Origin of the sequence: Variovorax endophyticus (assembly GCF_025376855.1) — a bacterium.
GTDB lineage: Bacteria > Pseudomonadota > Gammaproteobacteria > Burkholderiales > Burkholderiaceae_C > Variovorax.
The window spans coordinates 281,624-303,452 of sequence record NZ_JAHUTH010000001.1 but is presented as its reverse complement, the minus strand read 5'-3'; the positions used below and the strand labels follow the sequence as shown (position 1 = coordinate 303,452).

The 21,829-nt window shown below is 71.4% G+C and carries 9 protein-coding genes; 3 read left to right on the top strand and 6 right to left on the bottom strand.

Features of this window, described 5'->3' with window-relative positions:
• Nucleotides 1-16: 16 nt before the first annotated feature.
• From KV106_RS01280 to KV106_RS01270, 3 genes are all read left to right on the top strand, one after another.
• The gene (locus tag KV106_RS01280; RefSeq protein WP_261205767.1) at nt 17-12,565 is read left to right on the top strand and encodes a filamentous hemagglutinin family protein; all 12,549 of its coding nucleotides are present in this window, start codon (nt 17-19) and stop codon (nt 12,563-12,565) included.
• A gap of 98 nt (nt 12,566-12,663) precedes the next feature.
• On the top strand, nt 12,664-13,383 hold the full coding sequence (locus tag KV106_RS01275; protein WP_261205766.1) for a S1 family peptidase: 720 nt from the start codon (nt 12,664-12,666) through the stop codon (nt 13,381-13,383).
• Between the two features lie 47 nt (nt 13,384-13,430).
• On the top strand, nt 13,431-13,904 hold the full coding sequence (locus KV106_RS01270; RefSeq protein WP_261205765.1) for a TonB C-terminal domain-containing protein: 474 nt from the start codon (nt 13,431-13,433) through the stop codon (nt 13,902-13,904).
• Nucleotides 13,905-13,922: 18 nt separating this feature from the next.
• On the opposite strand, the gene KV106_RS01265 is transcribed toward KV106_RS01270, so the two are convergent.
• From KV106_RS01265 to KV106_RS01240, 6 genes are all read right to left on the bottom strand, one after another.
• Entirely contained in the window at nt 13,923-14,999 is a 1,077-nt protein-coding gene (locus tag KV106_RS01265) for a S41 family peptidase (RefSeq protein ID WP_261205763.1), read from the bottom strand.
• 31 nt (nt 15,000-15,030) lie between these two features.
• The gene (locus KV106_RS01260) at nt 15,031-15,399 is read right to left on the bottom strand and encodes a response regulator (protein ID WP_057590213.1); all 369 of its coding nucleotides are present in this window, start codon (nt 15,397-15,399) and stop codon (nt 15,031-15,033) included.
• A gap of 101 nt (nt 15,400-15,500) precedes the next feature.
• The gene (locus KV106_RS01255) at nt 15,501-16,724 is read right to left on the bottom strand and encodes a hybrid sensor histidine kinase/response regulator (protein ID WP_057590214.1); all 1,224 of its coding nucleotides are present in this window, start codon (nt 16,722-16,724) and stop codon (nt 15,501-15,503) included.
• The gene (locus KV106_RS01250; RefSeq protein WP_261205762.1) at nt 16,714-17,319 is read right to left on the bottom strand and encodes a chemotaxis protein CheB; all 606 of its coding nucleotides are present in this window, start codon (nt 17,317-17,319) and stop codon (nt 16,714-16,716) included. Before KV106_RS01250 ends, KV106_RS01255 begins: the two co-directional genes overlap by 11 nt.
• Nucleotides 17,316-18,164, bottom strand: coding sequence for a CheR family methyltransferase (locus tag KV106_RS01245; RefSeq protein WP_261205968.1), 849 nt, complete (start codon nt 18,162-18,164; stop codon nt 17,316-17,318). Before KV106_RS01245 ends, KV106_RS01250 begins: the two co-directional genes overlap by 4 nt.
• Nucleotides 18,165-18,226: 62 nt before the next feature.
• The gene (locus tag KV106_RS01240) at nt 18,227-21,730 is read right to left on the bottom strand and encodes a response regulator (RefSeq protein ID WP_261205761.1); all 3,504 of its coding nucleotides are present in this window, start codon (nt 21,728-21,730) and stop codon (nt 18,227-18,229) included.
• Nucleotides 21,731-21,829: the final 99 nt, after the last annotated feature.

The window sequence follows — 21,829 nt, the reverse complement described above, 5'->3', positions numbered from 1 at the left end:
CTGAAAGATTCCTGTCATGCCGCCCCTCCATCCTGCCCCGGTGAAGCCCGCGTTCCCCGCACGCCCTGGCCGCCGCACCGGACCGCGACGCCTCGCACCCCTGGCCCATGCCGTCGCCGTCGTCATCGCGGTCGGCGCGGCGGGCGCGGCGCATGCGCAGCAACGTGCGTTCAGTGCGGCCTGGATGGCGCAGAAGAACATCGCGCAGGGACAGGCCATCGCCACGGGGCGGCTGCCCAATGGCCTGCCGGTGTCCTCGCTCAACACGCCGACCGCGCAACAGCAGCAGGCGCGCGAGCAGTTGCAGCGTTCGCTCGGCAACCTGAACCTCGCCGCGCAGAGCATCGCGGCACAACAGGCCGCCCAAGCCGCCGCACGGCAGGCGGCGCTGGACGATCCTTCGTCGGTGCCCGATGGCCTGGCCGATGGCGGGTTGCGCGTCGACACCAATTCGCTGACCGCGGGCTGGCTCAATGCCCAGGCGCCCGTGCAATCGCAAGGCGGCGATGGCCGCACCACGGTCACCATCCAGCAGACCGGCGACCGCGCGATCCTCAACTGGGAGAGCTTCAACGTCGGCAAGCGCACCACGGTCGATTTCAGGCAGCAGGCCGACTGGGCCGTGCTCAACCGCGTCAACGATCCGCAGGCGCGGCCCTCGCAGATCCAGGGCCGGATCAAGGCCGATGGCACGGTGCTGATCGCGAACCGCAACGGCATCGTGTTCAGCGGCAGCAGCCAGACCGACACGCGCAACCTCGTGGCGGCGGCCGCGAAGATCAGTGACGAGCAGTTCAAGGCACGCGGCATCTACAGCGCGCAGCAGAGCGGGGCCTACACACCGAGCTTCACCGATGCCAACGGCAAGGTCGAGGTGCAGGCCGGCGCGCGCATCAACACCACGGTGCCGACGACCGTCACCCAAGGCGGCGGCTATGCGCTGCTGCTCGGCAAGGAGGTGAGCAACGCCGGCGCCATCACCACGCCGCGCGGCCAGGTGCAGATGGCCGCGGGCGACTTCTTCATCGTGCGGCCCGGCCAGAGCACCACGGGCAACCAGTATGCGACCACGCGCGGCAACGAAGTGGCGCCGCAGTTCAATGCCGACAGCACTGCGGGCGCGGTGACCAACACCGGCCTGCTGCAGGCGCCCGAAGGCGACATCACGCTCGCGGGCCGCAAGGTGGTGCAGGACGGCGTCGCGATTGCCACGACGACCGTGGACACGCGCGGCACCATCCATCTGCTGAACTCGGCGAGCGACAAGCTCGGCAGCGTCACGGTCACCTCGCGCGGCCTCAACGCGATCCTGCTCGACGACCAGAGCGGCCGCACCGCGCTCGACAGCCAGCGCGATGCGCTGATCGCCGATTCGGCGGTGCAGGATCTGGCGCGCCGCACGGCAGCCTCGGGTGGCTTCGACAACCTCGCGCGCCTCGACGACCGGCGCGACCAGTCGCGCATCGAGATCGTCTCGGGCGGCGGCGTGGTGTTCGAGGGCGGATCGACCACGCTGGCCACGGGCGGCCAGATCGCGGTGGCCGCGAGCAATGGGCGCAGCACGGTCGCCAATGGCGCGCGGCTCGATGTCTCGGGCGCGGTCGGCGTGCAGGTCGCGATGTCGTCCAACAACGTGCAGATCAACATCCAGGGCAACGAGCAGCGCGATGCGCCGCTGAATCGCGACACCACGCTGCTCAACAACAGCAACGTGTGGATCGACCGGCGCAAGCTGCTGCGCGTGGCGGCGGGCGTCGGAGGTTACGACAAGGAGCGCTGGTACACGCCGGGCGGCCTGCTCGAGGTCGGCGGCTACCTGGGCCTGCAGGGCCACACGGTGGGCGAGTGGGGCGCGCAGGGCGGCAGCGTGCTGTTCGCGGGCAAGGAACTGGTCGCGCAGGCGGGCTCGAACATCAACCTCTCGGGCGGCACGCTGGACGTGCAGACCGGGATGATCAAGCAGAGCTGGCTCAAGGGTTCCGACGGCCGGCTCTATGAAGTGTCGAGCGCGCCCGCGGACGTGCAGTACACAGGCCTCTACAAGGGCTACGAGGACGCGCACAAGCGCTGGGGCGACAAGACCACGGGCTTCTTCTACAACCCGCTGATCGGGCCGCAGCAGCGGCTGGAGAACGGCTACACGGTGGGACGCGATGCGGGGCAGTTGATCGTCTCGACCGGCGCCGCGGTGCTCGAGGGCGACCTGACGACGACGGTCTACCGGGGCCCGCGGCAAACGATCCAGCGCGATGGTGGCATCGACGGCTATGCGCAGTCGCACGACGCCGCGGCGCTCGCCGCGCAACTGATCCTCGGCAACTACACGACCGTGTTCAACCCCGACAAGGCCAACGGCATACAGGGCGTGTTCCATAACTTCACGCCGAGCTTCGGCCAGGTCGTGTTCGGCACCGGGCAGCCGGCCCTGGGCGAGGGCATCGCGCCCGACGGGCCGTTGCCGCAGGCGCTCCAGGACGTGCTGCATCTCGACAGCGACCGCGTCAACGGCTGGCAGCTGGGCCAGCTGATGGCCGGCGGCACGCGCGGCCTGGCGGTGGAGGCGGCGCTCGCAGTGGTGCCGGGCGGCAGCATCGCGCTGTATGCGCCGCAGCTGAACGTGAATGCCGACCTGACCGCGCGCGGTGGCGACATCGCGCTGGGCAACGTGCTGCCGTCGGTGACCGGTTTAGGTACCGCCAACAGCGTCGCGCTGGCGCCCGAAGCGGGCCAGCGCGCGCAGACCACCGTGGCCGCGGGCGCCACGCTCGATGCGAGCGGCCTGTGGACCAACCTGCTGGCCGATGAACGCGACAGCGCGGGCCTGCCCTACGTCGACGGCGGCAGCGTGTCGATCCGCGGCACGGGCGATGTGACGCTCGCGCAGGGCGCGGCGATCGACGTGTCTTCCGGCGCGGCGCTGCTGCGCAGCGGGGCGCTGCGCGGCGGCCATGGTGGCGACGTGACGCTGGCGGCCGGCTTCGTGACCGACGCCAATTCCCTCGCGACCGACCCGACCGCGCTGCTCACGCTGGCCGGCGAGTTGCGCGCCTTCGGGGTGAACGGCGGCGGCACGCTCGACGTGCGTTCGGGCACGGCGGTGGGCATCGGCGGCAAGGCGCTCGACACCGACGGCCTGCTCGCGGCCGGCCAGGCGGCGCCGGTCAACCTGCGGCTGCTGCAGGACTACCAGCTTGCCGTGGGCGACATCGCGCCGACCGACCTTTCGGTGACGCTGACCCGCCGGCCGGCCGGCTACACCGTGACGGGCCAGCAGCTCGAGATCCGGATCCCGTGGGATACGCCGTTGGTGCTGAAGGCGGACTGGGTGGTGCCGTTCAACCTCTTCGATTCGAATGGGGTCCTCCATGGCACCGGCAGCACCGTGCCCGCGGGCACCACGGTGACCCAGGGCTTCTTCCTGCCGGTCGGCGTCACCATTCCAGCCGCCGTGTTCCCGGACGGGCTGCCGATCGCGTCGACGCTGGTCCGCTACAACGCCGGCAGCGTGCTCGACATGCCGTTCACGCTGGCGGCGGGAACCTCGCTTGCCGCCGGCACCGTGCTGGCCCGGCCCGTTGCCGTGGCAGCCACGGGCACGCTGTCGCCCGCGCTGTTCCAAAGCGGCTTCTCGCACTACGTGGTCACGGCCAGCGATGGCCTCGCGATCGCGCCGGGCACGCGGATCGAAGTGAACATGCCGGTGCTGCGCGCGGACGTCGACGGCCTGCAGTCGCTGGCCACCGGCAGCCGGCTCGCCGATTCGCTGCCGGTGTGGACGCCGCCGCTGTACGAGGAAGACCCGCAGCACGCCACTCTCGTGCAGCGTGGCGGCGCGAGCATCGAGTTCGATGCGGGCTCCAGGCTCGGCGGTCCGGGCCAGCTCGCGCCCCTGACGGTCGGCACCGGCGCGCACATCGCGGTCGATCCGGGCCAGGCCATCACGTTGTGGAACAACGGCGGCCAGTTGACGGTGGACGGCCGGCTCGATGCCTGGGGCGGCGACATCTCGATCGCCTCGCTGCCGATCTCGCAGCTCGCATACCGGGCCTCCACCACGCGCTCGGTCTGGATCGGCGACAACGCGGTGCTCGACGCGGCAGCGCGCGCCTACGTGGCCCGCGATGCGCAGGGCCGCGCCTATGGCATTGCGCCCGACGGCGGCACGATCGAGCTGGGCTTGTCCGACTCCTTCATCGTGATCCGTCCGGGGGCGGTGCTCGACGCCTCGGGCGCCTACGCCGAGGTCGACGCTTCGGCGGGCAGCGCATCCGGCACACCCGCGCGGCCACTCGCGCTGGCCGGTGCGGGCGGAGGCATCGGGCTGCATTCCTACGTCGGCATGGTGATCGACGGCACGCTCACGGCCCGCGCGGGCGGTGCTGGCGCGGCCGGCGGCTCGCTGACGATGGAGATGGCCAACCGCAGATACCTCGCGGGCGCGGAGAACATCCCCGAGGACGTGCAGGTGATGCACAACATCACGCTGACGCAGCAGTACCACCCCGGCGGCCTGGCCGACGGCCTCGCGCCGGGACAGGCCGACGCGGGCCTGAAGTACGGCGCGGCGACGCTGTCCGCGGACCAGGTGCGCGCGGGCGGCTTCGACGCGTTGACGCTCTCGGCGCACGACCTGTTCCTGTTCGACGGCGACATCGACCTCGCGCTGGGCCGCAGCCTGAACCTGCGCAACGGCTTCCTGACGGTTGCTGACAACACGCCCGACGCGAAGGTGCGCCTGGCGGCGCCCTACATCCGGTTCGACGGCGGCACCTGGGACGGCGCCTCGGGCTATTTCAGCCCGGGCCTCATCATCGGCAACCGGGCCATCGGCAGCCCGGCGCGCGGCGACAGCGCACTGACGCTCGATGCGAGCCTGATCGACATCTACGGCCGCGTGCAGTCGGGCATCGTCGCCGGCTATGGCGACGGTGCCGTGGTGCCGAACGGGCCGCCCGTCGGCCACACCGTCGATGCCGGCGGTTTCGCCGCCCTCACGCTGCGCAGCGAGGGCGACATCCGCCTGGGCAACGCCGCCTTCGTCGTCACCGGCGACCTGCTGATCGACGCGGCGCAGATCTATCCGGTGAGCGGGCAGCGCGGCGTGGTGATCGCCGGCCAGGCGAGGCTGCCGGATTCGTCCAGCATCTGGGACCAGGAGCGCAGCCTGACGATCCGCTCGAACGGCCATGACGCGCCGGTGCCCGATTCGGTGTTCGGCCAGCTCGTGCTGATGGGCCCGACGCTGGACCAGGGCGGCGTGGTGCGCGCGCCGCTGGGCACGATCGGGTTGAACGACGTCGGCGGCTCGCTCAACGGCGTCGCCTGGATGGGGGGCGTCATTGCCAACCCCGAGATCCTGCCCTGGATGCGGCTGGTGCTGCGCGACGGCAGCCTGACCTCGGTGAGCGCGGCGGGCCTGACCATGCCCTACGGCGGCACCCAGGACGGCCTGACCTACCGCGGCACCGACGGCACGCTGTTCAGCCTCGGCGGCAATTTCATCAATCGACCGAATGTCAACCTCTCGCCCGACAACTTCGTGCTGGCGCAGGGCATCTCGATCGGCGGCGGCTCGGTGGTCGCCGAGCCCGGTTCGGTGCTCGACCTCTCGGGCGGGGGCGACCTGCGCGGCGCGGGCTTCATCACCGGCCGTGGCGGTTCGGTCGACGTGTTGACGACGGCGCTGGCCAACGCCAATCCGGCGGCCTATCCGAAGAGCGGCGCGGGCAACGCGGTCTATGCGATCGTGCCCGGCTACGCATCGGCCTATGCGCCGGTGGTTCGCGACAAGGGCGCGGGCGATCCGGCGGTGGGCCGGCAGATCACGATCGGCGCGGGCGTGCCGGGCCTGCCCCCCGGCACCTACGCGCTGCTGCCGGCGAGCTATGCGCTGATGCCGGGCGCGTTCCGCGTGGAGGTCGGCGCGCGCATGGATGCGCTCTCGGGCACCGCCGCGCCGGCCGGCGCGCTGGCCGATGGTTTCGGCTCGTGGAGCACCACCGGCACGCTGGGCTTTTCGAACACTGCCGTGCACGACAACCTGCCCAGCCGCGTGCTGGTCACGCCGGGCCAGACGGTGCGCCACTTCTCGCAATACAACGAGACCAGCTATGCCGACTTCGCGAAGGCGCAGGCGGCGCTGTTCGGCAACGTGCGGCCGTTGCTGCCGGTGGACGGCAAGGTGCTGCGCTTCAGTTTCGCGCAGAACGACGAGGTGGTGCCGCTGCAGTTCGACGGCCAGGTGCTGCTGGATGCCGCCCCGGGCGGCCTGCGCGGCCAGGTGAACCTGCTGGGCGACAAGCCCATCGACATCGTCGGCGGCGCCGCGCGGCCCAAGGCGGGCGCCATCGAGGTGTCGGCCGACATGCTGAATGCCTTCCGTGCCGACACGCTGGCGATCGGCGGCATCTACATCTACTTCAACGGCCAGGACTCGTCGGGCGACAGCGCGCGCATCTACTTCGGCAATGGCCTGGGCGCGGGCCTGGTGAACGTCCGCGATGGAGCCACGCTGCGCGCGGGCCAGATCTTCCTCATCGGCAACCAGATCAATGTCGATGGCGGCGCTGTGCTCGACACGCGCGGCCTGGGCCGGCCCGGCGTCGATTCCAATCTCGGTTTCCTGTATGCCAACGCGCCCGGCGTTTCGGCCGCTTCCTACTCGCCCGCGGTGTTCGCCGTGAGCAACGGCTGGCTGGATTTCCTGCCGGCGCTCGGCACGGGCACGGTCACGGTCAGCGACGGCGCGACAGTGCTGAGCGAAGGCACGATCGCCTTCGCCGCGCCGGGTGGCCTGGCGCTGGGCGACGTGAACCTGGGCGCGCGCTATCTCACGGTGGCGCAGGACCAGATCAACATCGGCACCGCCGCGAGCATGGCAGCCGCGCAGGCGGCCGGGTCGATGCAGGCCGGCTGGCAGCTCACCCAGGCCACGCTGGACCGCCTGCTGCGCCCCTCGGCGAGCGCCGGCGTGCCGGCGCTCGAGCGCCTGAGCCTCACGGCCGGTGGCGCCTTCAACTTCTACGGTTCGTTGACGCTGGACACCGGCGACTCGCCGGTGCAGCTCGTGTTCAACACACCCGCCTTCTACGGCCTGGGCACCGACAGCGACACGGTGCGCATCGCCACGCGCGACTTCGTGTGGAACGGCATTGCCACGGGCAACGGCACCACCACGCCCTATGCGGGCGCGACGCCGGCGGCGGTGCAGCCCGGCGGTCCGGGCACCGGCACGGGGTCGCTGGTGATCGATGCGCGGACCGTGCAGTTCGGCTACGACGCGCTGAGCCAGCCGCAGCGCCAGGCCGAGCTGGAGCGTCTGGCGCTGGGCTTCGGCTCGGTGAAGATCCAGGCCACCGATCGCGTCACGGCCAACAACAAGGCCGCGCTCCTGGTGGGGCAGTCGCGCGACGCGGACGGCACGCTGCATGGCGGCACGCTGTCGATCGTGACGCCTCTGCTCACCGGCCAGGCGGGCTCGGCGATGCGCTACGTCGCGGGCGGGGCCATCGACGTGTCGGCGCCCGCGGGTGCCGCCGCGCCCGACACCGCCGCCATCGGCGAACTCGGTGCCTCGCTGACGCTGCAGGGCCCGAGCGTGTCGCTCGACACGACGGTGGCGCTGCCCACCGGCGTGCTCCGGCTGCTGGCCGATGGCGACATCTCGCTGGGCGAGGGCGCGCAGATCGACCTGTCGGGCCGCGCCGTGCAGTTCTACGACATCACGAAGTACAGCTGGGGCGGCGCCGCGACGCTCGCGAGCACGAACGGCAGCATCGCGCAGGCCGCGGGCTCGCGCATCGACGTGTCGGCCGCGCACGAGGACGCCGGCTCGCTGACGCTCGACGCCAGGGCGGGCACGGTGACGCTGGCCGGCGCGCTGCACGGCGCGGGCGGCGGCGCCGGCTTCGACGACGGCAAGTTCGACCTGACGACGCGCGCCATCTCCGATGCCGACTTCGCTGCGCTCAATGCGCGCCTGAACGACGCCGCCTTCTTCGGCGCGCGCGGCTTCGTCGTGAAGCAGGGCGACCTGAACGTGGGCGAGGGCGTGCGCGCGCGGCAGGTGAGCATCGCCACCGACGCGGGCCGCCTCACGGTCAACGGCACCATCGACGCCTCGGGCGCCACGCCCGGCAGCATCCGCCTCAACGCCAGCGGCGACCTCACGCTGGCGGCCGGCGCGGTGCTCGACACCCATGCCACCACGCTGGTCGCCGACAGCTACGGGGCGCCCATCGATGCGTCGAACCGAGCCAAGATCTCGCTGGGCAGCACAGGTGGCACGGTGCGCCTCGAACCGGGCGCGACCCTGGACCTGCGCTCGCCCGACGGCATCGCGCGCGGCCATCTCGACATCGACGCGCCGCGCGTGGGCAGCACCGGCGAGAGTGCCACCGGCGCGGACGCGCCGGCCAACGCCACCGGCGGCGACATCGCGATCGCGGCCGCGGGCACGCTGAACATCCAGGGCGCGCAGGCCATCGCGCTGAACGGCGTCGCGCGCTACACCAATGCGCGGCCGGACCCCGGCGATGCCAATGGGCAGATCGTCGACCAGGCCTACCTGGACCTGATCGACAGCGACAGCCGCGCCTTCGATGCCGCCGCGCGCGGCAATGCGGAGCTGCGCGCGCGCATGGCCGGGCTCCTGGCCTACGGCGATGCGTTCCACCTGCGCCCCGGCGTCGAGATCGCCAGCAGCACGCCCACGGGCAACCTCACGGTCAAGGGCGACCTCGACCTGTCGGGCTACCGCTACGGCCCCGCGGCCGACCGCGACCTGGCCTCGGCGCGCTACGGCGCGGGCGAGCCGATGTCGCTGGCGCTGCGCGCGGGCGGTGACCTGAACATCCACGGCAGCATCAACGACGGCTTCGCGCCGCCGCCGGCCACGCCCGACGACAACGGCTGGCAGACCCGCCTGCAGGTGCTGTTCACCAACCAGCCGGCGCCGAAGGACGTCACGGTCAGCGTGCCCTTCAACGCCACCTGGGGTGATTTCTGGTACGTGTTCCCCGGCATCTTCACGGGCGACTTCCCGGTCGTGGTGTCTGGCTCGATCAGCGACGACTACGGCAGCTACGGACCGGGCGACACGATCTACAACGGCTTCCTCGCCGGCACGATCACGGTCGCGGCCGGCACGGTGCTGACCACGGTCGCGCCGGGCGGTGCCGACATCCTGCTCAGCGGCCCGCGCGCCGAGCCCGGCCGGCTGTGGGCCGCGTCGCGGATGCTGGCCGCGGGCAGCCTGTCGGCCTCGATCCGGCTGGTGAGCGGCGCCGATCTCGGCGCCGCCGACACACGCCGGCTGCAGGGCGCCGCGCAACTGGCCGGCCGCGGCAACCTGGTGCTCGACGACCTGCACCTGGCCGGAACGACCACGCAGTTCACCGTGCAGGCGCCGAGCGTGGTGCGCACCGGCACCGGCGACCTCGAGCTCTATGCCGGCGGCAGCTACCGGCAGGAGTCGCTGTTCGGCGTTTACACCGCGGGCACCTCGGTGGCCGGCACCGGCAACGACTCGGGCTACAACGCGCCGCGCGCCAGGCTGCCCGACGGCAGCGTGCTCGGCGCGGGCAACGCGGACTACGAGCGCACGCTGCCCGCGCAGCGCATGTGGTTCACCGAGAACGGCGGCGACTTCACGCTCTCGGCGCAGGGCGACATCCTCGGCTACGTGCAGCCCGAGACCCTGTCGACCGGCGAGTGGCTGTGGCGCCAGGGCGGCGCCGAGATCGGCGAGCGCACGGCCTGGGGCCTGAACTTCGGCAGCTATGCCATCGACGGCTGGCCGACCCTCGCGCAGCCGCGGCTGGGATTCGGCGGCTTCGCCGGCATGGGCACGCTCGGCGGCGGCAATGCCAGCGTTCACGCGGGCGGCAACATCGGCACCGCGGGCTCCTTCACGCGCGGCTTGCTGGTCGCGGTGGGCAGCACCGGCCGCGTCGCCGACGGCGGCGTGCTGGCGCAGACCGGCGGCGGCAATCTCGACGTCTCGGCCGGCGGACAGATCCGCACCGGCCTGTATGCCAACCTGCGCGGCGATACGCGCATGGCGGCCACCGACGTGGGCAGCGTGGTGCTGAAGAACTTCGCCACGCCCAACAACCAGGACCCGCGCGCGGTCGATCCGCACACGCCCTACAGCGGACAGCGCGACGGCGTCGTGAGCTTCGCGCCGGGCGACGGCGTGCTGCGCATCGAGACGCTGGGCGACCTCGCGATCGGCGCGGTGGTCGATGCGGGCCGCGCGGGCGAGCGTGTCGAGACGCAGGCGAGCAACGGCAGCCTCGGCGGCCCGACCGCGAGCTGGTTCACGCTGTGGACCGACCGCACGGCGCTCGACCTGTTCTCCGCGGGCGGCAACGTCTCGCCCTTCGGCGCGACGAACATGGATCCCGCGACCAACATGCAGGACGTGAACAGCAGCACGAGCATCATGCCGGCCACGCTGAGCGCGGTGGCGGCCGGCGGCAGCATCTACTACGCGACCGAGAGCCTCGGCGGCGGCCAGATGATGCCCTCGCCGGTCGGCCACCTGGACCTGCTGGCGCGCGATCTCGTGAGCGGCGACTCAACCAACTCCATCAGCAACGGGCACAACCCGATCGGGCCGCTGGGCACGGCGCTGTCGAGCATGGCCACGCCACTGCGTCCGGGCTGGCGCATGCTGCGCGACAACCCCTTCAATCCCCTCGCGGCCACGAACTACTGGAACGCCAGCAAGCTGCAGCCGTACGAGTGGGACTACATGTACCAGAACACCTTCGCCGAATACATCCCGGCGCACGTCGGCGTGGGCGGCGCGCTGTTCAACTTCGGGCTCAGCACCGTGAGCGACGGCAGCATGGCCGGCGAAGGCGTGGTGTCGCACATCTATGCCGTGAACGGCGACGTGCTGGCGATCGAGATCGGCAACTTGCTGAACGTGAGCCCGGGCGTCGGCGAAGCGGCGATTCCCACCTATCTGGCGTCCAAGCCGCTGCGCATCCTGGCCGGCGGCGACATCGTCAACAGCAGCGGCCTGATCGTGCAGAACGCGCCCTCCGACATCTCGATGATCGCGGCCGGCGGCGACATCCTGTACACGAGCTTCAGCATCGCCGGCCCGGGCACGCTCGAAGTGTCCGCGGGCGGCCAGATCTACCAGGGCAACCGCGGCACCCTGACCAGCCTCGGCGCCGTGGTGCCGGGCGACCGGCGCCCGGGCGCCGACATCGCGGTGCAGGCGGGGCTGGGTGCCGGGCCGCGCGGGCAGGGCGCGAGCGACTTCGCGGGCTTCGCCGCGCTGTACCTCGACCCCGCCAATGCCATCGACGCATCGGCCGCGCTGGCCGGCCAGCCCGGCAAGGTCGTGAAGACCTACGACGCCGAACTGACGCAATGGCTGCGCGAGCGCTTCGGCCATGTCGCGGCGTCGCCCGCTGACGCGCTGGCGTACTTCCAGGCGCTGCCACCCGAGCAGCAGCGCGTGTTCGTGCGCGAGGTGTTCTACGACGAGCTCATCGCGGGCGGGCGCGAGTACAACGACGTCGACAGCAAGCGCTACGGCAGCTATCTGCGCGGGCGCGAGGCCATCGCGACGCTGTTCCCGACGCGGGGCGCGGACGGCCGGCCGATCGAGCGCGAAGGCGGCCTCACGCTCTACCAGGGCACCAGCACCAGCGCGGGCATCCGCACCGTGGTGGGCGGGGACATCCAGACGCTGACGCCGGGCGGCACCACCATCGTCGGCGTCGAGGGCATCACGCCTGCGAGCACACCGGGAGCGAACCCCACAGGCTTCATCACGCAGGGGGAGGGCGACATCCAGATGTACAGCCAGGGCAGCATCCTGCTGGGCCTGTCGCGCATCATGACCACCTTCGGCGGCGACATCCTCGGCTGGTCGGCCACGGGCGACATCAATGCCGGACGCGGTTCGAAGACCACGCTGGTCTACACGCCGCCCAAGCGCGAGTACGACATGCTGGGCAACGTGAAGCTGTCGCCGAACGTGCCGAGCACGGGCGCGGGCATCGCCACGCTCGATCCGATTCCCGAGGTGCCGCCGGGCGACGTGGACCTGATCGCGCCGCTGGGCACCATCGACGCGGGCGAGGCCGGCATTCGCGTGTCGGGCAACGTGAACCTCGCGGCCTTGCAGGTGGTGAACGCGGCCAACATCCAGGTCAAGGGCGAATCGGCCGGACTGCCGGTGGTGGCCTCGGTGAACGTCGGTGCGCTCGCCAACGCCAGCGCCGCGGCCGCGCAGGCCACGATGGCGGCGCAGGACGTGATGCAGCGCGAACGCACGGCCGCGCGCCAGGCCTTGCCCTCGGTGTTCACGGTGCGCGTACTGGGCTTCGGCGACGAGCCGGCCGCCCCCGCGCCTGCGCCCTCGGGCGGTGCCTCGGGCGCGCCGGCCGCGCCTTCGCAGCGCAACGTGCGCTACGACCCGGCCAGCCCGTTCCAGATGCTGGGGCAGGGCGCGCTCGACGCGGCGCAACTCGCGAAGCTCACGCCGGCCGAGCGCGCCCGGCTGGCCGACCTCGGTGGCGCCGGCGCGCGCGGACGCTAGGCGGGGAACGAGTTTCGTGAAACTTGCATGACAAAGCGCATTCGGCGGCCCGCTCATCCGTCTCTATGCGGATGACTTCCTTTCGTCCTGCTCGCCGCTTGGCGGCCGTCGTGTGCGCGGCGGCCGCCACGCTGGCGACCGCCGAAGAATCGCCACCGCGCGTCCTCGAGGGCAACGCCAGCGGCGTGTTCCTCAACGACGCCGGCGACGTGCTGACCGCGCGCCATGCCGTGACCGGCTGCCGCTCGCTGTTCGTGCTCAAGGACGGCCGCGTCGCCGAAGCCACGGTGCGGGCGACGAGCCCGCAACCCGAGCTCGACATCGCCGTGCTGCGCAGCGACATCAAGCCCTACCTGGGCGCGACCTTCCCGCGCAGCGAGGCGCTGCCCACCGCGACGATCTCGGTGTTCTCCGAGGCCCACGGCCCGCTGCAGCGCATGGCCGACCGCTCGGCCGTGCTCGGCAACGCGCTGACCGTGCCGGGCGCCGAGGGCCTGCAGCTGCTCTCGGGCGCCAAGCCCGGTGCCAGCGGCAGCGCGGTGCTCGACGCCGGCGGCCTGCTGCTGGGCGTGGTGGTCGAGCGCATCGCGGCCGCGCCCGGCGCCAGCGGCGGCACGCTGAGCCGGCTGCCCAGTCTGTCGGGCAGCGGCGCGGCCGCGGGCTCCACGCGCGTGCGGGCCGAGAGGGCCGCGCGCATCAAGCATTTCCTGCGCGACAACGACGTGGCCTACAGCGAGAGCGATACCCCGCAGCTCGGCCCCCAGCAGTCGCCGGCCGCGCGCGCCGCCACGCTGTCGGTCGGCGTGTTGTGCGGCTGAGCCTGCACCGATTTCCAGAACTTTCCCCGAAAGAACGCATGTTCCCCTTGCACCGTCATTCCGCCGCCGCGCCGCGGCCCTGGGCCAGCCTGTTCCGCGCGCTCGGCCTCGCCGGCCTGGGCCTGGCGGCCGTGCACATGCCCGTGCAGGCCCAGCCCGCGCCCTCGGCGCTCGCACCGGTGCCGCAGCACTGGATCAGCTATGCCGAGCTGGCCGGCAACCAGTTCCAGGGCCGCCTCAGCGACCCGGCCGACGAGACCGTGCAGCGCCTGCATGCCTGGATGCAGCAGCGCCTGCTCGAGGAGGGCCGCACCCTGCCGCCGCCGCCGCTGATCGTGCGCGTGTGGGTTGCGCCCGATGGCCGGCCCGAGCGCGTGGCCTTCGATTCGCTGGGCAATGCGCAGGCCGATGCCGACCTGCGCCAGTTGCTGACCGCGCAGCCGCTGTCGGAGCCGCCGCCGCGGGACATGCGGCAGCCGATGGTGTTGCAGCTGACGTTGAAGGTGCTGGGGCCGGGTTGAGGGCACGCTGCGCCGGCACTACTTGCGGGCGCCGGCAGTGGATGTCTCCGCCGCCTTGATGGCCTCGCTCACCTCATAGGCGGTCGTCGGATCGCTGTCCTTGCCGACCAGCCCCCTGAGCGCCGCCAGGTGCGCCACGCCCAGCGCCTCGTCCGCGTTGGCCGGCAGGTCGGGCACGACGCCCGTGCCTTCCCAGTTGGTGCGCGTGATCGGGTTGATCGCGCGCGCGAAGGGGATCGTGATCTCGAAGCGATCGTTCAACCGATGGTTGCTGGACGGATGGGCACCGCCCTTGGTGCGCTCGCCGACGATGCGGGCGCGTTTCAGCGCCTGCAGGTTGTAGGCGAACTCCTCGCCGCCCGAGAAGGTCTGGCTGCTGGTCAGCACATAGACCGGCCGGTCCAGGTAGCGCGGGCCGCGCAGCTTGGCGCGGGTCCAGTGCGACTCCACGCGGTGGCCTTCGCGATGCAGCACGTCGTTGAGATGCACCTTGCCTTCGAGCAGATGGCTGCTGACCTGGGCCACGCCCGCGGGCCAGCCGCCGCCGTTCTGGCGCAGGTCGACGATCAGGGCATCGGTGTGGGCCAGGAACTCGAAGGTGGCCGCGGCGGTCGCGGCCAGCGCCTCGGGCTGGTCGAAGCAGCGCAGGTCGATGTAGCCGACGTTGCCGGCCATGCGTTCCGCCTTGTAGAAGCAGTGGTTGAAGCGCACGTACTGTCGCGCCAGGTGGGCCTGCGCCGCCGCGGCGGCCTGCGCATCGGCCGGCTTCGGCAGCGGCTCGCGGCTGAAGGCCACGAGCAGGTGCTTGTCCTGGTTCACCGATTGCAGGTCCTGCTCGAGCTGCGCGCGCAACGCGTCGGCGTCGGCGATGCCCGCATAGGCACCGTCGCGCAAGCGCGCGCGCAGGCGGGCCGCGATGGCATCGGCCGGCGCGGGCAGCACGTAGTGCCGCTGCACCAGCTCGGCGGCGCGGGCCACGATGCGGTCGCGCTCGGCGGGTGCGAGGGGAACGGTGTCGGGGGACTGCGCGGCGGCCGATACGGCCGGCGCGCCCAGTGCGAGGGCGAGGAGGGTGGAGGGAAGCAGGCGGCGCATGGCCGCCGATGCTAAGGCAGCGAAAAGGCCCTCAGCCCGCTGCCGCGAGGATGTCCTCGAGCGCGCCGATGTCGATCGGCTTCTGCAGATGGTGGTCGAACAGCTTGCGCCCGTCGGGCCCGCCCGCGGCACCGGCATCGGCGGCCGAGAAGCCCGAGATCGCGACCAGCAGCCTGGGCGCGCCCTGTGCCTCGGTCTCGCGCAGGCGGCGCGCCACCTGGGTGCCGGGGATGTCGGGCAGGGTGAGGTCGATCAGCGCGGCATCGAAGCGTTCGGCGGCGGCGGCGTCCAGCGCCTGCTGGCCGGTGTAGGTGCAGCGGGCGGTGTGGTCCTGCAGGGTCAGCAGTTCCTGCAGCAGGTCGGCTGCGGCTTCGTTGTCGTCGACGATCAGCACATTCACGGCGGTCGGTCCTTGGTGGCCTTTGCGGCCTTTGGTTTTCTGAAAATGTCCGGAATGGAACAGTATCCCGGCAAGGCGCCGCGCGTGGGGTAGGAGCAAGCCTACGGTTGCGCCGATCCGCGCGGCGCGGCCAGCGGCAGCTCCACGCTGAAGGTCGAGCCCTCGCCCGGCGCGCTCTCGACGCCGATGCTGCCGCCGTGCAGGTCGACGATCTGGCGCGTGATGTACAGGCCCAGGCCGAGCCCGGCCGCGTGCTTGCGGCTGTGCTCGGTGCGCTCGAACTGTTCGAAGATGCGCGCCTGGTCCTCGGCCGCGATGCCGATGCCGCGGTCGCGCACGCTGACGCGCGCGAAGCCGTCCTCGCCGGCGCCGACCTGCTCGACCGTCATCGCGACCGGCTGGCCACCGCCGTAGCGCAGCGCATTGGTCAGCAGGTTGGTCAGCACCTGCTCGATGCGGAACTCGTCCCACACGCCCGGCAGTTCGGACGGCGCCTGCAGCGAGATCTCGGAACCGGCGGCCTCGGCCTGCTGGCGCAGGTTCTCGACCACGGCGCGCGCGAGCTGCGCGAGGTCGGTGGGCTTGGGCTGGATCGAGAGGGCGTCCTTGCGCATGCGCGTGACGTCGAGCATGTCGTCGATCAGCCGCACCATGTTGCGGATCTGCCGCTGGTCGCGCTCGATCATCGCGGGCAGCCGGTCGGCCGCGAAGGCCGCGAGGTTGCCCTTGGACACGTGCAGCTGGCGCAGCTGCGCCTCGAGGTAGAGGGTGTTGAGCGGGGTGCGCAGCTCGTGCGAGACCATGGACATGAAGTCGTCGCGCATGCGCACCGCGCGCTCGAGTTCGCGCTGCGTGACCTGCAGCTGCGCCACCAGCTCCTCCTGCTTGCGGTGCGCGTGGGCCAGCAGCTCCATCTCATGCCGCAGCGCCTTGCGGTGGCGGTGCAGGTCGACGAACACGTTGACCTTGCTGATCACGGCATGCGGATCGAGCGGCTTGTGCAGGAAGTCGACCGCGCCGCTCTCGTAGCCCTGGAAGGCGTAGTTGCGCTCGCGGCCGGCGGCGCTCACGAAGATCAGCGGGATGTGCCGCGTGCGCTCGGTGCCGCGCATCATCTCGGCCAGCTCGAAGCCGTTCATGCCGGGCATCTGCACGTCGACGATGGCGAGCGCGAACTCGTGCTCGAGCAGCAGTGCCAGCGCGTCCTCGGCCGACTGGGCGCGGAACACGGAGCGCCCGGGCGCGCGGATCAGCGCCTCGAGCGCCACCAGGTTCTCGGGCAGGTCGTCGACGATCAGCAGCTTGCTTTCGACGTCAATGTCCATGAGCGGCCTCCAGGTGCAGCAGCAGGGTGTGGAGATCGCGCAGCGGCAGCACGAAGTCGGGCGAATGGCGCGCAATGGCGGCGTTGGGCATGACGGAAACCAGGGCTTCTTGGGGATCCTGCACGGCGGTCAGCCCGCCGGCACGGTGAATGCGTTCCATGCCTTCGGCGCCGTCGTCGTTGGCGCCGGTGAGCAGCAGGCCGGCGAGGCCGGCGCCGTAGACGTCGGCCGCGGAGGCCATCAGCACGTCGATCGACGGACGCGAGAACAGCACGGGCGGCTCGCAGCTCAGCGAGAAGCAGCGGTCGCGCTCGATCGACAGGTGGTAGCCGGGCGGCGCGAAGTAGAGCGTGCCGGCCGCGAGCGGCATCTTGTCGGCGGCCTCGCGCACCGGCATGGCGACGCGCTCGCCGAACACCTCGGCCAGGCGGCTGTCGTGGCCCTCGGGCAGGTGCAGCACCACCACCTTGGGAATGCGGCTGGCGGCGGGCAGGCCGCTCAAGAGACCGAGCAGCGCGTCGATGCCGCCGGCCGAGGCACCGATGACCACGGCCTCGACGCGGCGGCGCAGGTGGGAGGGCAGCGCCTGTCTCACGTGGCCTTCCGGTAGATGCGCTCGGGGCGCGCCAGCGGCTCGAAGCGGTCGGCATAGGCCGAGAAGTCGATGCTCTCCTTGGCGCCCAGGCCGAGGAAGCCGCGGTGGCTCAGCGATTCGTGGAACAGGCCGAGCGCGCGGTTCTGCAACTCGCGGTTGAAGTAGATCAGCACGTTGCGGCAGGACACCAACTGGGTCTCGGCGAACACGCTGTCGGTGGCCAGGCTGTGGTCGGCAAAGATGGTGTCGGCGCACAGCGAGGGGTCGAAGCGCGCGGCGTCGTAGGCCGCGGTGTAGTAGTCGGAGAACGCGCGCAGCCCGCCCGCGCGCTGGTAGTTGGCGGTGTAGCCGCGGATCGCCTCGAGCGGGAAGATGCCCTGGCGCGCCTTCTCGAGCGAGGCCGGATTGATGTCGGTGGCGTAGATCTGCGTGCGCTCGAGCAGGCCTTCCTCGCGCAGCAGGATGGCGAGCGAGAACACCTCCTCGCCGGTGCTGCAGCCGGCCACCCAGACCTTGACCGACGAATAGGTGTGCAGCAGCGGCACCACGTGGCGACGCAGGCCCAGGAAGTAGGCAGGGTCGCGGAACATCTCGCTGACCGGGATGGTGAGGAACTGCAGCAGGCGCCCGAACAGCGCGGCGTCGCGCAGCACCCGGTCCTGCAGCGCCGAGATCGAGGGCAGGCCGAGCTGCGTCAGCGCGTGCAGCACGCGGCGCTTCTGCGAGGCCAGCGTGTAGTCGCGGAAGTCGTAGCTGTACTTGAGGTAGATCGCCTCCATCAGCAGCCGCAGCTCGATCTCGGTGTCGCTCAGCGGCTGCGGCGGAGCGGCGATCGCGCCCGGCACGGAGGGCAGGGCGGGGCGGCCGGTCGCCGGCCGCTCGGGCAGGGAAGGCGGCGGCGCGTCGGTCACAGCCGCTCCATCTTCGGCATCCACACGCGCAGCAGCGAGAACAGGCGGTCCAGGTCCACCGGCTTGGCGAGGTAGTCGCTGGCGCCCGCGGCCAGGCACTGCTCGCGGTCGTCCTTCATGGCCTTGGCGGTGATGGCGATCACCGGCAGCTTGGCGAAGCGCGGATCGGCGCGCAGGTGACGCGTGGCCTCCAGGCCGTCCATCTCCGGCATCATGACGTCCATCAGCACGAGGTCGATCTCCTTCACGCGGTCGAGCTGCTCGAGGGCCTCGCGGCCGTTGCGGCCGATCTCGACCTTCGCGCCGCGCTGCTCGAGCGCGCTCGTGAGCGCGAAGATGTTGCGCACGTCGTCGTCCACCAGCAGCACCGTGCGGCCCTCGAAGATCCGGTCGCGCCCGCGCGCGGCCTTGAGCATGCCCTGGCGCTCGCTCGAGAGTTCGGCCTCGACCTTGTGCAGGAACAGGGTGACCTCGTCGAGCAGCCGCTCGGGCGAGCGCGCGCCCTTGATGATGATCGAGCGCGAGTAGCGGTGCAACTCGGCCTCCTCCTCGCGCGTGAGGTTGCGCCCGGTGTAGACGATCACCGGCGGGAACGAGACGATGTCCTCCGAGGCCATCTGCTTGAGCAGCTCGCTGCCCTGCATGTCGGGCAGCTTCAGGTCGGTGATCATGCAGTCGAAGATGCGCGTGCGCAGCAGCTCCAGCGCCTCCTCGCCCGAGGCCACGTCGACGATCTCGATGTCGTCGTCGCCGATCAGCTGGATCACGCTCTGGCGCTGCAGGTCGTCGTCTTCCACCAGCAGCACGGTCTTGACCTTCTGCGTGAGCTTCTCCTCCAGCCGCGCGAACACGCGCGTGAGGTCCTCGCGCGTGGCGGGCTTGCGCGCATAGCCGACCGCGCCCATGTGCAGCGCGGCCTCGGCGTTGTCGGCGGCCGAGACCACGTGGATCGGGATGTGGCGCGTGAGCGGCGAATCCTTCAGGCGCTGCAGCACGTCCAGGCCGGTGCTGTCGGGCAGCCGCATGTCGAGCAGGATCGCGTCGGGCACGAACTCGCTGGCCAGCGCGAAGCCGTCGGCCGCGCCGTGCGCGACCAGGCAGCGGTAGCCGAGCTCGTGCGCGAGGTCGTAGAGGATGTGGGCGAACTGCGGTTCGTCCTCGATCACCAGCACGCGCCGCACCTGCTGGTCGCGCGGCAGCGCGCGGTCGTCGGCGAACTGCGGCGCGGGCACCACCGGCGCCGGCGCGGCCGGGGCAGGGGGCGCGACCGGCACCGGCGCGCGCGGCTGCAGGCGCGCCGGCGCGCCGCCCACGGGCGGCTGCGACGGGATACTGCCCGGTTCCTGCTGCGCGGCCTGCGGCGCCTGGGCCGGCAGGTGCAGGGTGAAGGTGCTGCCCTGGCCCGGCTCGCTCTGCACGCTGAGCGTGCCGCCCAGCAGCCGCGTGAGGTCGCGCGAGATCGACAGGCCCAGGCCGGTGCCGCCGTAGCGGCGGCTGGTCGTGCCGTCGGCCTGGCGGAAAGCCTCGAAGATCACTTCCTGCTGGTGCGGCGCGATGCCGATGCCCGAGTCGGAGACGGCGAAGGAGGCGCCGCCGTCGGCCGTGCCCGAGATCACCAGCGAGACCTCGCCCTGCTCGGTGAACTTGAGCGCGTTCGACAACAGGTTCTTGAGGATCTGCTCCACGCGCTGGCGGTCGGTGACCAGCGAGGCCGGCGCGGCCGGGTGCAGTTCGAGGCGGAAGTTCAGCCGCTTCTCGTCGGCCAGCGGCCGGAAGGTGCTCTCCAGCGCCTGCGCCAGGCGGTCCAGGCGCGTGTCCTCGGTCACCAGGTCGAGCTTGCCGGCCTCGACCTTGGCGATGTCGAGGATGTCGTTGATCAGCACCAGCAGGTCGTTGCCCGAGGCGTAGATCGATTCGGCGAACTTCACCTGCTCGGTGCTCAGGTTGCCCTGCGGGTTGTCGCCCAGCAGCTTGGCCAGGATCAGCGCGCTGTTGAGCGGCGTGCGCAGCTCGTGCGACATGTTGGCGAGGAACTCCGACTTGTAGCGGCTCGCGCGCTGCAGTTCGTCGGCGCGCTCCTCGAGGTCGCGCTGGGCGCGGCGCAGCGCGGTGTTGCGCTGGTCGAGCGCCTCGGTGCGCTCGGAGAGCTGGCTGTTGGTCTGCTCGAGCTCGGCCTGCTGGTTCTCGAGCATGGCCTGCGAGGCGCGCAGCGCGCGCGACTGCTCCTCGAGCTCCTCGTTGGCGGTGCGCAGCTCCTCCTGCTGCACCTGCAGCTCCTCGTTGAGCTGCTGAGTCTCGGCCAGCACCTCCTGCAACTGCTCGCGGTAGCGCGCGGCGGCCAGCGAGGTGCCGATGTCCTCGGCCACCACCTCGAACAGGTCGCGCGCGCGCTGGTCGGGCGTGCCGGGCAGGCCGAGCTCGACCACGCCGTTGGACACGCCGTCGTTGGCCACCGGCAGCAGCACCACGGCGCGCGGGCGCATCTCGCCCAGGCCCGAATTGACCTTGAGGTAGTCGGCCTCGACCGGGTCGATCAGCATCAGCCGCTTCTCGGCGGCGGCCTGGCCCACCAGGCTCTCGCTCGGCGAGAACACCTGCTGCGCGTTCTCGGCCTCGATCGAGAAGCCGTAGCTGGCCGCGCGGCGCAGCGGGCCGTGGCGCTCGCGCACGTAGAGCGCGCCCACGGTGCTGCCCAGGTGGCGCGAGAAGAAGGCCAGGATCTTGCGGCCCATGTCGGCGGCACTGAGTTCGCCCACCAGCTCGCCGACCAGCTCGGTCTGGGCGGTGCGCAGCCAGGCCTGCTCGGTCAGGCGCTCGGTGTGCGCCTCCTGCTCCTGCAGCACCGCGTCGTAGCTCTCCGACAGGCGCACCAGCTGCCGGCGGCCGAAGAAGGCCACCAGGCCGCTCAGGGTGAGCGTGAACAGCAGGAACAGGCCCACCACCATCCAGCTGGTGCGCTTGACCTCGGCATTGCGCTGGAAGCGCAGCGACTGCTCGGTGTTGATGAAGTTGTCGAACTCGTTGCGGATGTCGTCGGTCAGGCGCTTGCCGCGCCCCAGCTTGACGGCGGCCTCGAAGTCGCCGCCGCTGCGGCGCGCCGCGATCATCTCGGCCGCGAACTCGTTCCAGGCGCCCTGCAGCGAGCCGATGCGGTCGACCCGCTCGATCTGCTGCGGGTTGTCGCCCACCAGCTGGCGCAGCGCCGCGGTGTCGGTCTTCACGCGCGCCAGCGCGGCGTCGTAGGGCTCGAGGAAGCGGTCCTGCCCGCTGATCAGGAAGCCGCGCATGCCGGTTTCCATGTCGATCGAGCGGCGCTGCAGCTCGCTGGCGTTGCGCACCACCTGGTCGGTGTGCTCGACCCAGGCGATGGTCGACAGCAGGTACAGGATCAGGGCGACGAAGACGACGGCACCGAACAGGCCCCCGAGCAGCGGCAGCTTGATATTGCGGCTCAAAAGGCGCTCGAAGTCGGCGGTGTCGATCGCTGCGGCAGTTTTCATTTCGAACGTAGTTGTGAACGAACAATTGACATTGTCTTCGACCGGAGGAGACGGACGGCGCGCGGCCGCCCGCCCGGCCCCGGAACGGTGGCAAGGCGC

Excerpts from the sequence above, each read along its gene's own strand:
- KV106_RS01280 (WP_261205767.1), top strand. The coding sequence starts at position 17 with ATGCCGCCCCTCCATCCTGCCCCGGTGAAGCCCGCGTTCCCCGCACGC.
- KV106_RS01265 (WP_261205763.1), bottom strand. The coding sequence starts at position 14,999 with ATGCGCCGCCTGCTTCCCTCCACCCTCCTCGCCCTCGCACTGGGCGCG.
- KV106_RS01255 (WP_057590214.1), bottom strand. The coding sequence starts at position 16,724 with ATGGACATTGACGTCGAAAGCAAGCTGCTGATCGTCGACGACCTGCCC.
- KV106_RS01240 (WP_261205761.1), bottom strand. The coding sequence starts at position 21,730 with ATGAAAACTGCCGCAGCGATCGACACCGCCGACTTCGAGCGCCTTTTG.